At 45.4% G+C, this 13,560-nt stretch carries 11 protein-coding genes; 8 read left to right on the forward strand and 3 right to left on the reverse strand.

Annotated elements, in window-relative coordinates; all coding sequences use genetic code 11:
- Positions 1–51 precede the first annotated feature (51 nt).
- The 7 genes from malQ (at position 52) to OCU35_RS14755 (ending at position 8,923) form a co-directional block, all read left to right on the forward strand.
- Positions 52–2,238, forward strand: coding sequence for a 4-alpha-glucanotransferase (gene malQ, locus OCU35_RS14725; protein ID WP_065210825.1), 2,187 nt, complete (start codon positions 52–54; stop codon positions 2,236–2,238).
- Positions 2,239–2,733: 495 nt separating this feature from the next.
- Complete coding sequence (gene glgB, locus OCU35_RS14730; protein ID WP_261826416.1) at positions 2,734–4,911, forward strand: 1,4-alpha-glucan branching protein GlgB; 2,178 nt, start codon at positions 2,734–2,736, stop codon at positions 4,909–4,911.
- A 196-nt stretch (positions 4,912–5,107) separates the two neighbouring features.
- On the forward strand, positions 5,108–5,923 hold the full coding sequence (locus tag OCU35_RS14735; protein WP_261826417.1) for a hypothetical protein: 816 nt from the start codon (positions 5,108–5,110) through the stop codon (positions 5,921–5,923).
- 101 nt (positions 5,924–6,024) lie between these two features.
- Positions 6,025–6,399, forward strand: coding sequence for an MAPEG family protein (locus OCU35_RS14740; protein ID WP_261826418.1), 375 nt, complete (start codon positions 6,025–6,027; stop codon positions 6,397–6,399).
- Between the two features lie 30 nt (positions 6,400–6,429).
- Positions 6,430–6,945 carry a hypothetical protein gene (locus OCU35_RS14745; RefSeq protein ID WP_102430032.1) on the forward strand — a complete coding sequence of 172 codons (516 nt, stop codon included), beginning with the start codon at positions 6,430–6,432 and terminating at the stop codon, positions 6,943–6,945.
- Between the two features lie 76 nt (positions 6,946–7,021).
- Positions 7,022–7,873: an alpha/beta hydrolase gene (locus tag OCU35_RS14750; protein WP_102496425.1), complete on the forward strand. Its 852-nt coding sequence runs from the start codon at positions 7,022–7,024 to the stop codon at positions 7,871–7,873.
- A gap of 180 nt (positions 7,874–8,053) precedes the next feature.
- A complete protein-coding gene (locus tag OCU35_RS14755; protein WP_261826419.1) occupies positions 8,054–8,923 on the forward strand; it encodes an MBL fold metallo-hydrolase in 870 nt (289 codons plus the stop codon).
- Between the two features lie 35 nt (positions 8,924–8,958).
- Here OCU35_RS14755 and OCU35_RS14760 read toward each other — a convergent pair whose 3' ends face one another.
- The 3 genes from OCU35_RS14760 to OCU35_RS14770 all read right to left on the reverse strand — a co-directional run bounded on the left by OCU35_RS14760 (position 8,959) and on the right by OCU35_RS14770 (position 12,272).
- Complete coding sequence (locus OCU35_RS14760; protein WP_102380815.1) at positions 8,959–10,143, reverse strand: NnrS family protein; 1,185 nt, start codon at positions 10,141–10,143, stop codon at positions 8,959–8,961.
- A 386-nt stretch (positions 10,144–10,529) separates the two neighbouring features.
- Entirely contained in the window at positions 10,530–11,222 is a 693-nt protein-coding gene (locus tag OCU35_RS14765) for a cation transporter (RefSeq protein ID WP_261826420.1), read from the reverse strand.
- Between the two features lie 171 nt (positions 11,223–11,393).
- Entirely contained in the window at positions 11,394–12,272 is an 879-nt protein-coding gene (locus OCU35_RS14770; protein ID WP_261826421.1) for a LysR family transcriptional regulator, read from the reverse strand.
- Positions 12,273–12,446: 174 nt separating this feature from the next.
- On the opposite strand from OCU35_RS14770, the gene OCU35_RS14775 reads away from it, so the two are divergent.
- Entirely contained in the window at positions 12,447–13,025 is a 579-nt protein-coding gene (locus tag OCU35_RS14775; protein WP_017027378.1) for a class I SAM-dependent DNA methyltransferase, read from the forward strand.
- Positions 13,026–13,560 lie beyond the last annotated feature (535 nt).

A 13,560-nucleotide genomic window follows, 5' to 3' on the forward strand; every position in this document is an offset into this window, starting at 1 on the left:
TTATAAGAATTACATTTTGTTTGAAGGCGTGTTTCGTCTTCGGAGAGAGCGATGAAAGAACAATCCGCACTAAAAAAAGTCGCTGAAATGGCTCGTATTGCCGATAGCTATGTCAGTGCTTGGGGAGACCAAGCTAGCGTTGAAGATGAAACCATTGAACGCTTACTTGCAGCTCTAGGTTACGATACGAGCAGTGACGAAGCACTGCTTAAATCAGCAGAGAAAATGCACAAGAAAGAAGTATTAGCGCCAGTGCTGGTGGTTCGTGATGACGAGCCAGTAGAAGTGGAACTAAACCTAGGCGTAAGCGCTCGTGAAAGCGAGTTTGCATGGCGTTTAGAAACAGAGCAAGGTGAAGTCCTTGAAGGCTACCTGCAGTCTCAAATCGTAAGAGATGAGCGCAAAGAGGGTGGTCCACTAGTCTTTGCATTGCCTGCTGAAATTAAGTGGGGTTACCACAAACTGATCGTGACTCGTAAGCGTCGTAAAGCCCCTTATGAGATGACACTGATCGTTACGCCAAAGGCGTGCTTCAAACAAAGTGATATTGAAAACGGCAAAAAACTGTGGGGCCCAAGCATCCAGCTTTATACCCTACGTACTCCTCACAACTGGGGTATCGGTGACTTTGGCGATCTGAAACAGCTAGTGGGTGATATTGCCGCTCGTGGCGGTGATTTTGTGGGTCTAAACCCAATCCACTCATTGTTCCCAGCAAACCCAGAAGGCGCTAGCCCGTATAGCCCATCTTCTCGTCGCTGGTTGAACATCATGTACATTGATGTGAGTTCAGTACCTGAGTTTGCGCTAAGTGTGGAAGCGCAGCAGAAGGTAGGTAGCGCTGAGTTCCAACAGCGTCTGCAAAAAGCACGTGAGATTCAGCACGTAAACTACAGCGAAGTATCCGATCTTAAGATGGCGGTATTGCCTCTTCTATTTGCTGAGTTTAAATCTCGTCACCTAGACAAAAATACTGAACGTGCACAAGCGTTCCTGAGCTTTGTTGAGGAAGGCGGAGAAAGCCTGCTTCATCAAGCCGCGTTTGATGCAATGCACAAAACACTGCGTGATGCCGATGAGCACATGTGGGGTTGGCCTGTATTCCCTGAGAAGTACCGTCGCTTTGATAGCGCTGGCTCTCAAAAGTTTATTAAAGATCACAAAGACTTGGTTGAGCTGTACATGTACCTGCAGTGGATTGCAGATACACAGATCAACGAAGCTCAAGCGCTAGCAGAAGAGAAGGGTATGACCCTTGGTCTGTATCGCGACCTTGCAGTAGGTGTTGCGGATTCTGGCTCTGAAACATGGGCTGATGACGGCAACCTGATTCTAGATGCAAGCATCGGTGCTCCGCCAGATGTATTAGGTCCTCTAGGTCAAAACTGGGGTCTGCCACCGCTGAACCCACAAGTGCTGCAAGAAACAGGCTACGATGCATACGTTAAGCTATTGCGCGCTAACATGAAGCACTGCGGTGCACTGCGTATTGACCACGTATTAGGCCTTCTACGCCTTTGGTGGATTCCGAAGGGTGAGAACGCGACTAAGGGTGCGTACATGTACTACCCAGTGGAAGATATGCTAGCCATCCTTGCGCTAGAATCTCACCGCTTCCAGTGTTCAGTTATCGGTGAAGATTTAGGCACTGTGCCTGATGAAATCGTTGATATCTTGCGTGACGCAGGTGTGCACTCGTACAAGATCTTCTTCTTCGAAAACCACGAAGATGGCAGCTTCATCAAGCCAACTGAATACGCAGAGCAATCTATGTCAGCGCTATGTACTCACGATATGCCAACGCTACGCGGTTTCTGGCACTGTGATGATCTGAAACTGGGTGCTGAGCTAGGTTTGTATCCAAATGAAGAGCAACTTGCTGGTCTATTTGACGATCGCTTAGAGTGCAAGCAGGGTATTTTGAACACAATTCGTGAAAATAACCCACAGTTCTTGTCGACAGGCATTGGTGAAAACGCAGAGTGGGTTCCTATGGATCGCTACCTTGCTGAAGGTCTACAACTGCACGTTGCTGCCGGCTCTTCTGCTCTACTAAGCGTACAGCTAGAAGATTGGCTAGAAATGGAAAAACCAGTGAACATCCCAGGTACTGTTGAAGAGTATCCGAACTGGCGTCGTAAACTGTCTGTGAACCTTGAAGATATGTTTGGCCGTGAAGCAGTTAACCACATAGCAAAACGTTTAACAGAAGTTCGTGATCAAGCTTCCAAAAAATGATAATTGACTGTTTGATGCCTAAAAGTTCGGCACGGCTCAAACTTTCATTTTCGTAATTTTGTTACAGTTCACAGCGAACTGAAATGCCCGCGCTTCAGCGGGCATTTTTGTATGTGGTGATTGCACATTTTAGATAATGTGAACGGCCTCGTCATACTGGAAAGCGAAGCTTATCCAGTATCTTAGGGTGCACAATTCCAAGTTTTGGCACTTACCAAGATACTGGATAAACACTAAGTGTTTTCCAGTATGACGGTTTTTTTGCCGTACTTTGAAGTGTCATCCCGGCCGAAGAGCCGGGATCTTAGAGAGCACATAGTGGGCTATACCACTAATCTCACGACATTCAACATACCTTCAAATAAGTATGTTAATCTGAACAATTAGCTTAGCGGCAACATGATCGCTGACAAAAATAAAACGGCTAGGGTGGGGGCAGGGTGCTCTCACTGATAAAAATTATAAATAAGAACTAATTATCGAAGGAGATTGGGCGTGGAGAAGCCTCAGGACAAATTTAAAACTGCTTATCACAAGTTGAGTCAAGCAGCACTTACTGACCCATTTTCAGTATTAGGCCCATTTGTTAGAGAGAAAGGTCGTTACCTTACTGTTTGGATGCCGGGCGCAAGCCGTGTAGAGGTTATCCTTGGTGATAAGCGCATCGAATTAGTGCGTGACGAGATGGATGCGTTTGTTCTTACTGAAGAGCGTGACCTGACTTTTACTCACTATAAGTTAGCGGTTCATTGGGGTGACGTCGAGCAGATCATCGACGACCCATACCAGTACCACTCTCTATACGAAGAGTTCGATAACTTGCACACTCCTAAAGAGATGTACAAGCATATGGGCTCTCAGTTCGTTACGCTAGAGCGTGATGGTAAGACGATTTCGGGTACTCGTTTCCTTGTTTATGCACCGCATGCGCAAGCAGTAAGCATCATTGGTAACTTCAATGATTGGGACGGCCGTCGCCACCCAATGCAGCGCCTTGATTACGGAATTTGGGGTCTATTCATCCCTGAGTTAGCCGAAGGCTCTCAATACAAGTACGAATTAAAAGGACCACATGGCGAAAGCTTGCCGCATAAGCAAGACCCATGGGGCTTCCAGCACGAGCAATACCCTTCTTTTGCTTCTGTGACTTACGATCAGACCAAATACCAATGGCAAGATAGTGCATGGCAAACGCGTTCGTTGACGGAAAAGCGAAAAGAAGCACTGTCTTTCTATGAGCTGCATGCCGGTTCTTGGAAGCGTAATGCCGAAGGTGAGTTCTTAAACTACCGTGAACTGGCGGCAGAGTTGATCCCGTACCTTGTGGATCTTGGCTACTCTCACGTAGAGCTGATGCCGATTTCTGAGCACCCGTTCTACGGTTCTTGGGGCTATCAGCCGATTGGTCTATTTGCACCAACCAGCCGTTTCGGTTCGCCTGATGACTTCAAATTCTTTGTCGATCAGTGTCACCAAGCCGGTCTAGGCGTTGTGCTTGACTGGGTTCCAGCGCACTTCCCATCTGATGATCATGGCTTAGCGAACTTTGACGGTACGCCTCTGTATCACGATCCAGATCCACGTCGCGGCTGGCACCAAGATTGGAACTCGTTCATCTATGACCTAGGTCGTGAGCATGTTCGTCGTTTCATGGTGTCTAACGCACTGTTCTGGTTTGAGCATTACCACATTGATGGTATCCGTGTGGATGCGGTTGCTTCAATGTTGTACTTGGATTACTCGCGCAGCCACGATCAGTGGATTCCGAACCAAGACGGTGGCAACGAGAACTACGATGCGATCGCTACCTTGAAGTGGATGAACGAAGAAGTGTACAAGCACTTCCCGAACGCGATGACCATTGCGGAAGAATCTACGGCATTCCCTGGCGTATCTGCACCAACATTCTTGGGCGGTTTAGGCTTTGGCTTTAAGTGGAACATGGGTTGGATGCATGACAGCTTGTCTTACATTCAGCAAGATCCTATCCACCGTAAGTACCATCACAACACCATCACATTCCCGTTGATGTATGCACACAGTGAAAACTACGTACTCTCTTTATCTCACGATGAAGTGGTATACGGTAAAGGTGCGATCCACGACAAGATGCCTGGTGATGAGTGGCAAAAAACCGCTAACTTGCGCGCTTACATGGGTTACATGTACGCACAACCGGGCAAGAAGCTGAACTTCATGGGTGCTGAGTTTGGCCAAACGGCTGAGTGGAACCATGATGACCAACTTCAATGGTTCTTGTTGGACTACGAGCGTCATGAAGGCGTGCTGAACCTGACTCGTGACTTGAACAAACTGTACAAGCAAGAATCAGCGCTGCATGATCTTGATTACGACCCACGTGGTTTCGAGTGGCGTTTGCAAGACGAAGCAGAAGCGAGCGTTCTAGCGCATGAGCGTATAGATGAGAATGGTGAGCGCGTATTGGTTGTTTCTAACTTCACGCCTGTGCCTCAACATGAGTTCCGTCTAGGCATCCCTGGTGAAGCTCAGTATGAACTGCTGCTTAATACTGATGATGCGAAGTACAACGGCGCAAACGTTGAAGTGCCAGCGACACTAGAAACAGAAAGCGTTGTAAGCCAAGGCTTAGAGCAATCTGTTCACATGGTATTGCCACCGCTATCGACTGTGTTCTATAAGAAAGTAAAGTAACATCGACTTAGCCTATCAAGCATGGGCTGAATTGATGAACGAACTAAACCCCAATCAGATTATTCTGCTTGGGGTTTTTTAATGCCTATAATTTGGAGTCGGTCAGTTATTAATTGAGCTGTTTATACTAACCTTATGTAAATATTTGGTTTTTCTTTGGCAAAGCAGGATGCTTTGTGCGCTTTAAAGGGACGTTATGAAACACAGTTTGTTGGCAATGTTTGCCTTGTTTTCTTCAGTGGTTAGCGCGGAACAGCAAGAGCTGGATGAAAGACTCAAGATCAACTTAGGCATGTTTTGGATATGGCAAACCGACACTATTGTGGCGGCAACGAAAGAAGGCTTGGTAGGATCTAAAATTCATCTTCAGGATGATCTCAATCTCGACACTGAAAACAAGAACTTTAAGATTGATGGCTACTACCGTTTTACTAACTATCACCGAATTGAATTTGCCTATCTCAGTTTACGTAGTGATGGAAGCAACGAGTTAACACGCGATATTACTTGGGATGGGCAAGAGTATAAAGTCGGCGCGTTTGTAGATTCATACTCTGATATTGATATCTACAAAATTAACTATGCCTACTCGTTTTATCACAATGAGGACGTTGAACTTTCGGTATCCCTTGGTGTGCACGCAATGGATTTTGATGTTGGATTGAGTTCGGGAGTGAAGGTCGAGGACGGTTCGAATGGTGGTGTAATGAGAACAGGGTCGAGCGTAGATCTAATTGCGCCACTGCCTGTTATCGGATTTCGTTTAGACTACCAGTTAGCTGAAGATTGGAAGGTGATAGGTTCGGTCGATTACTTTAGTTTGAAAATAGATGACTATAGTGGCTACTTCCTCGATTTCATAATTTCCGCTGAATATAGCATTACCGAGTCGTTTGCGACTGGGGTTGGTTTTACTTCTACCTCACTCAATTTCTCTGTTGATAAAGATGACGATTTTGCCATGCGACAAGATATGTCCGGTGGTTTATTTTATATTAGCTATATCTATTAGCACCAAGCGCACGCTCGGTTAATACTGGGCTTATTGTTATCGGAAGAACCCTCTTTGTTCTTTGATGATTACACTCATTACTAATTTAAGAACGGAGTCTTATGATCACCTCTTTGTACGCGGGCATTTTAGCTGTTTGGATCTGTTACCTGTCTGTTCAAGTGATTAAACAGCGCCGTAAACATCGAGTATCCCACGCTGATGGACAAGTCGACGACTTAGCAGTAGCGCGCGGTGCTCACAGTAATGCCACCGAATATATTCCTATTGGACTATTGTTATTGATGCTTGCCGAGTTCAATGGTGCGCCTGAGTGGGCGATTCATATCTTAGGTACATTGCTGGTGGTAGGGCGTTTATCCCACGGCTTAGCGGTATTGAATCGAAAAATGAAGGGTCGGGTGTTTGGCATGATGAGCACGTTTGGGGTTATCGGACTGCTTGCTGCATTGAACGTAGTACAGGCAATTTTGTAATAACAGACCTTAGTCTTAAGGAGCAGAGAAATGAAAATTGGTTGGCCACCGGCTTGGTTGCTTGTTTTCTTAGGGCTGCTCCTTAATGTGCTCGCCATAGTGATATCTAGCCAAATACTGGATGATCTATCACGGAAAAATGCGGCTCTGTATGAAGGACAAAACAATAATCTACGGTCTATCCAACTGGCGTGGAACCGAGTTGAGAACCTCGAACGAAAAAAGGAAACATTGCTGGTGGTACTTGGCCACGATGACAGCAATCAAGCGGTGAATGCAGAGCTAGCAAAGCAGATCGAGGTCTGGACGGGTAAACCTGTGCCTGAGCTTTCTATCAATAACCTACAAACCCTGTCACTGATGCTAGAGCGAGAGCAAAACCAGCAGCGCGACCTCATTGATAAGTACTATCTCAATAACATTTCATTGCTAGAAATGACCTCAAAAAACGATATGCAAATTAGCCGCTACAAGAACATTGCGTTGTTCTTGCAGATTTTCGGTTTAGCTCTGATATTAGCGCGTGACCTAAGACGGAAAGATTAGCGGCCAAATCAAGTTTTCAGTCATTTGCCTGCCTATGTTAGAGTAACCACTCTATAGTTGCGATTCACGGACGAACATGAGCGATAAGATCTACTTCAACACCTCTAAGAAATTTAACCTACGCCGTTCTTTGGTGAATGTGGGTACTCGTGTACACCATAAGGTTGCACCTAAGCATGCTCGCAAAATTGCCAGACAATTGTTGCTCACTCCGGTTCGCAGTAAACCTAAGAATCCAGAACCTAAGGGTATGATCAAGGGTGTGGTTAAATCAGCGCATGGCGATCTAACCACTTATACCTTAGGGTCAGGGCCACTGTGGGTGCTGAACCATGGGTGGTCAGGGACTGCCAACCAGTTTTTCCCTTTAATGGAATTTATGGCTCAATCTGGCTTTACCGCCTTGGCTTATGATCAGCCAGCGCACGGTACCAGTGGCGGTGCTTATGGCCATATTCCTGCGTTTGTGCAGGGGTTAGAAGCTATCTTGGACAGTGTCGACAAAGTCGATGGGATCATTGCTCACAGTATGGGGACGGCCTCAACGGTGGAGTGTAAACATCACAAGGCCATTGATTGCCCATTATTGTTGATTGCTCCGGTACTTGAATACCTTGAAAACCTGTTTGGTAGCGTTAAGCGCTCTGGTTATTCGATGAAACTGTTTGAAGAAGTCGTCGAAGAGGTGAGCAGTGAGTATCACTATCCAATTCATACCATTGACCCGTATGGCAAACTGAAACTGCGAGAGCATGCAACGGTTATCGTTCACGATGAAGGGGACCGTTTTACCAGCTTTGAGGTGTCAAAGCGCGCCGCAGATGAGATGGATAAAGTCACCCTGATTGCGACCAAAGGCCTTGGTCATGGTCGAATTATGAAGAGTGATCCGGTAAAGCAAAACTTTATTGAACTCGCCGGCAACTAGTCGTTTCTCCATTTTATACAAGTGCCTCTGTTAATGGTGGCACTTGTTTCTATTCCCTAGTGTCTTACTGGCATATCCAGTATTCCTCGTTATGCCTAAACGTTCTTAATTAGACCTTTGCGAAATAAGAGTCCCACTCCTAGTCTTTAATTAGCATTTGTTAATATAAAGGCGAGCGCAATGAATCCAGTTTCAATCAAAAGCTTTTTCCACTCCGGTTCAAATACTTATAGCTATCTTGTTACTGATAATGCGACAAAATCGAGCGCAATCATTGATCCTGTGCTTGATTACGATGCTGCAGCGGGGGTGACTTCGACCTGCTCTGCTGATGACATCCTCAGATACGCTGAACAACAACACTTAACGCTTCAGTGGATATTGGAGACACATGTTCATGCCGATCACTTAAGTGCTGCTAGCTATCTTAGAGAGCGCTGCGGAGCAGCAATGGCAACGGGAAGAGAAATCACCACGGTACAGTCAACGTTTAAGCAAATTTTTGGCTTAGAAGAGTTTGTTGCTGATGGTAGTCAGTTTGATCTTTTGTTAGCAGATGGCGAGGCGATTCCGTTGGGAGAATCAAACATTCACGTGATGCATACGCCAGGTCACACACCGTCGTGCGTTACCTTTGTTGTAAACGAAACGGCTGCGTTCGTTGGAGACACGATTTTTATGCCCGATATGGGTACGGCGCGCTGTGATTTTCTGGGAGGAGATGCTGAGCAGTTATATGCCTCGATACAGAAGATACTTGAACTGCCGCCGGAAACCGAGCTGTATATGTGCCATGACTATGGACCAAACGGCCGAGAATGCTTATACAAAACGACGGTAGAAGAGCAAAGGAAGAGTAACATTCATGTACACCAAGGGTGTGCTAAGTCCGAGTTTGTTGCGATGCGAAATGAGCGCGATGCTACGTTGGCCATGCCTGCCTTAATCTTGCCAGCAGTACAGATTAATATTCGCGGTGGGCGTTTTCCTGAGCCAGAAAGCAACGGAGTCTCCTATTTGAAGACTCCGTTAAATGTGTTTAAGAAATGATTGACTAAGCGTTGTAAAAGCTCAGAGTAAAGTGCTTAACCCGGATGACCATCCGCCCTTGGCGTGGCGAGCATTTTGGCAAACTTAAGTAGATACAGACCAAAACTTAGCATCCACAATACGGTCGCCACATCGAGTAGTTGCATTGTGTATTCTGGGTATAGGCCAACACCCACACTTCTGACTAAGGCGGACAATATCAATGCACCAAACGCGACACCCATGTTAGGGCCTTGATAGATATTACGCCCGGTATGCCCCATGGTGACACGCGTTATCATGGCTAATATCAGCCCTGAAAGAGCGCCGATAGCAAACAGGTGCAAAGAGGTGTGTGCAAGCCATGCATTTGTCGTTAGCCCCTTTAGTAATAAATAGGCAGGTATACAGGCGTAGGAAGCGTGTAGCGCCCAAACTAGGGGTTCGCTGATGGTCTTCCATGGCTTCCATCTCATCACCTTCACTAATTGAAATACGCCTGCCCAGATAAACAGCGGTGTTTCCAGCTGGCTTAAGGTCAATGGGAAAAAGCTCAAGATAAACAGCAGAACCAGAGGAAGGTTACCTGCGACTTCTAGCCATAACACAGGCTGCGGCTTATCAAAGTTGAATTTGCGAGAGGTAAAGAATGGGATCACTCGCCCGCCCATAACTGACAGCAACAACATGAACCACCAAAGCATCGCTTGCCACACTGCGCTTGAAGTAAAGGGTGCAACACCTGTGATGGTCGCGTAACTGGCGAAGTTCGCAAAGATGGCGAGAGCAAATAAAGGAACGAAGAATAGGTTTCTCCAGCCTTTGGATTTGAATACGCGAGTACCGACCTCATAAGCTACCGCTAATAAGAACAAGCTTTCTACCACAGAGATAAGCCAAAACGGTGCAGGCGTCCAAAAGAGGATACGTGGGGCTAGCCAAAGCGCCACAATGAGACCGAGTCGAGTACCTTTAGTACCGTTAACCCCAGTCCAGTTTTGAACCGCGGTGAGTACAAACCCTGCAACAATAGCCATAGCAAAACCAAACAACATCTCATGAGCGTGCCACCAAAGGGCAGGAGCACCTAATGCTTCCGGCTGCCCGTTTTGGAACGCGTAGATCCACACTGGAACCGCAATAAACGCATACAGGGCACCAAGTAAGAAAAAGGGACGAAAGCCAAGTCGAAGCAATGGTGTGATCGCTTCTTCTTTTGCTTTATCTGTGATGTTTAGCATAGCCAAAACCTTAAAGTTGCAATTTGAATGCAACTTTAAATTAGAGTGGGGGATATTGCAAGTATAGATAAGGGTATCAGCTGACAGCTTTAAGCCTTCAGCTGTCAGGTTTTGGGCCTAGGACCTAGGACCTAGGTTCTGGGATCTTTCATATGTGTCATTCTGGAAGTTGCAAAGCAACTATCCAGAATCTTAGGGGTTGAAAGGGTTGGCTAGAATATATTTGCCTCGGGGGCGGTGTTAGATGCCCGACCAGAGTGCTGGCCCAGAAAACACTTTGGGCATGACGATTTTCTGGGGTTTTTTAGCATGAGTAATGATAGCTTTGACACGAGCGTAGTGAGAAGCTTGATAGCTGATAGCTGATAGCTGATAGCTGATAGCTTTCAGCTTTCGGCTTCAATTTCTTCTCTACTTGCCTTATTCCCAGACATATAAAGCAACTCAGATACCGCTTCCTTAAGCATCACCGAAGGGACTTTTATGAAGTATCCGGCCATCAACAACATCATCACTGGATCGGCGTATGCGGCGTATGCGCTTAGTGAAGTTTGTAGCATTATCCAAGCCGCAACAAAACCTAAGAGTACCGCCACACTGATTAGGGTGTCCATTTGCCATTGCTTAACTTCTGCGGCGATAAGGCCTGAATCTATATCTTTGTTTTTCTTAGCTAACATTGTCCAACCAATAGCGCAGCCGATCACGTTGATAAGGCCGAATAAGGTTGCAATTGAGGTATCGATTTCACGGCCACCATCAATAACAGAGTGAATAGCCGAGTAGAGTGAGATACAGACTAAACCTAGAATAACCGCCCCTTTAATAGCGATGACGATAGGTTCAAGCACCGCTAATCCATTTGGGAAACGTTTACTGTTTGGGCGCGCCATTAGCGTTGCTGCAAGCAATGACAATAAAGTTAACGCTAAGCTGATAAGAGAGTACGCACCATCAAAGATAATGACCATAGATCCGACCCAATTACCCAAGACAATGCCACTAACGGCAAAGCCAAGCGTTAACAGGGCTGAATAAACTAAAATGCGGCGTTCGGAGGAACGTTCTCTACCACTCATGATGAACCTTTTGAATGAAATTAACTGTGGCTATTGTTTGCGAGTGGCAGGAAGCTTTCAATCAAAGTTTGCTTAGGTTCAAGTTATTACTTGAAAGAATGGGAAATTAGTCTTTAATATCAACTGGTTATGCCAACGCAAAGGTGTCAATAATATTGACACCCACTGGAGCTAGAAATCAAACAAGTAATCACTGAGCTTATCGCAGAGCCAAACCATACCAGGGTGCGCTTCCATACCAGTAGAGGAGAACATACAGAACTCTTCTTGGGTGAGCCCGTAAGTGTGCTTAATGACTGATAACGTTTCATCCCTTAATAGATGACGAATGAGCGGTTCTGGCAGAACCCCCCATGCACCTTCTGTGCGAATGGTGCTGAGAATGTAATCAAAACTTGAAAACCCAATGTGTTTGAGAGAAAAGGGCAATAATTCAGGATTATCTTTATCATTGAGGTATGCCAGTGTTACCTGCATAGCGTTACGCAATTCTTCGTCGGAGACACGTCGTTTTTGACTCAGGGGATGGTCTTTATTACATACCGACATCATTCTGAGTTTACCAATGGGCGTATACTCGATTCTAGGGTCGTCAACTCGTTCATAATCAACGCCGAACGCAAAGTTGACCTGCTTGGTTTCGACTAGGTTGGAGAGATCGCCACTGGACGCCAGAATGATGTTAAAGGTGGTGGCCGGGTATTTGTTATTGAGTCGATGAGAGAGCTCTTGCCATATCTCATCTGGAATCGCATCATCCCGGGCAATTCCCACCTCGGCAGTAAAATCCCCCCGTATATGTTGGCAGGTTTGTTTGATGCGCGATGCCATTACCAGCATGGATTCGCATTTTTTGAAAATGGCTTTACCTGCTTCAGATAATTCAAGGTTATTACCACTGCGAACAAACAATTCCGTGTCTAACTCTTTCTCGAGGGCTTTGATTGCCATAGAGAGCTTGGTACGATTGCAATCGAGTTGCCGAGCGGCTTCTGATACGGAGCCATGTTGGGCAACTTGAACAAAGGCTTCTATATGGGAAAGGTTCATTTGTACTCTTTTCCGAATGTGTAGGCTTTCAAAATTAACTGATTGGGTGCTGAAAAATCAAGCGACACATGATCTAAGCCCAATATCTCTTTGTATTAAATGCAATTTTGTATCTTTTTTTACCAAGATTTGCTTTACTCAGCGTAGGCAACAAACTTTAGGATGGATAGTCAGATGGTGCACAATTGGGATGATTATGCTGCTGAGTGGGAGAAAGACCCAGCAACTGCTCAATTCTCAGATCTAGTTTTCGCAGAGCTTCAAGCGCTTCACTCACTGAAAGGCGCAAATGTATTAGATTTTGGTTGTGGTACTGGCTTGTTGAGCCAAAGAGTAGCGCCGTTTGCGCGCAGTGTGGTTGCTCTAGACGCTTCTGAAGCCATGATAGAAGAGCTGGACAAGAAAACCTTGGCGAATGTAGAACCGGTAGTTGACGAGCTTACTCGTGGATTGGTGGCTCAGCACCCTGCATTTAGAAAACAGTTCGACCTTGTTATTGCCTCATCAGTATGTGGCTTTATTCCGGACTTCAAGGAAGCGGCGACTATCATCTATTCGTTACTTGATGAGCAAGGGATATTTGTTCATTGGGATTGGTTGAGTGAAGATGAGTCAGAGGGGCTTACTCAAGAGTCTGCGCACTCCATACTCCATCAAGCCGGTTTTAGTGATATCGAAATCTCTATTCCTTTTGAGATCGAGATGAAAGATGGCACAACGATGCCTGTTTTAATGGGTGTCGCCTACAAGTAAATATAAAACCCAGTTACGTTGCTCGAGCCTCATAGGATTAAGAGACGAATATTTAGCTGGGTTTAAATGCCTCTCACTTTAGGATTAGATTATTCATCGTGAATAATCATTTCAGCATTGCTCATCGACAGAAGTGAGTCTTCCCGCATCTGTAGTTTTTATTTAACATCTAACTCCACTCATCTACACACTTAACGAATTAGTTCGACATAACTTAGTGTGAAAAATAACTCATTATTTAAAATCTCCTATATATCATTTGAAACCTTCATTGATAAATTTATATATTTCCAATCGAAATAAGCACTCAAATAATGACAACAGAAACTTGTCATAAACCTTCCGAAGACCAGCAATATTCACGTTTTGAGCATTAAATAGCCAGTAAGTTATTTATAATGTGATCTAGGCACGCTTTTTATTTGGTTTATTAAAAAATCATTACTACTCTGTTACAAAAGGTGATTTGTAGGACTAGACCACAAATTAGTGGTTTATGACTAAGCAGGGGGACGAGGATATATACCTTCTCTGT

This window comes from Vibrio breoganii (genome assembly GCF_024346795.1).
GTDB classification, from domain to species: Bacteria; Pseudomonadota; Gammaproteobacteria; order Enterobacterales; family Vibrionaceae; genus Vibrio; species Vibrio breoganii.

Coding starts and splice junctions, on each gene's coding strand:
- OCU35_RS14750 (WP_102496425.1), top strand. CDS start 7,022: ATGAGCGATAAGATCTACTTCAACACCTCTAAGAAATTTAACCTACGC.
- OCU35_RS14735 (WP_261826417.1), top strand. CDS start 5,108: ATGAAACACAGTTTGTTGGCAATGTTTGCCTTGTTTTCTTCAGTGGTT.
- OCU35_RS14760 (WP_102380815.1), bottom strand. CDS start 10,143: ATGCTAAACATCACAGATAAAGCAAAAGAAGAAGCGATCACACCATTG.
- OCU35_RS14745 (WP_102430032.1), top strand. CDS start 6,430: ATGAAAATTGGTTGGCCACCGGCTTGGTTGCTTGTTTTCTTAGGGCTG.
- OCU35_RS14775 (WP_017027378.1), top strand. CDS start 12,447: ATGGTGCACAATTGGGATGATTATGCTGCTGAGTGGGAGAAAGACCCA.
- malQ (WP_065210825.1), top strand. CDS start 52: ATGAAAGAACAATCCGCACTAAAAAAAGTCGCTGAAATGGCTCGTATT.
- OCU35_RS14770 (WP_261826421.1), bottom strand. CDS start 12,272: ATGAACCTTTCCCATATAGAAGCCTTTGTTCAAGTTGCCCAACATGGC.
- OCU35_RS14765 (WP_261826420.1), bottom strand. CDS start 11,222: ATGAGTGGTAGAGAACGTTCCTCCGAACGCCGCATTTTAGTTTATTCA.
- OCU35_RS14755 (WP_261826419.1), top strand. CDS start 8,054: ATGAATCCAGTTTCAATCAAAAGCTTTTTCCACTCCGGTTCAAATACT.
- OCU35_RS14740 (WP_261826418.1), top strand. CDS start 6,025: ATGATCACCTCTTTGTACGCGGGCATTTTAGCTGTTTGGATCTGTTAC.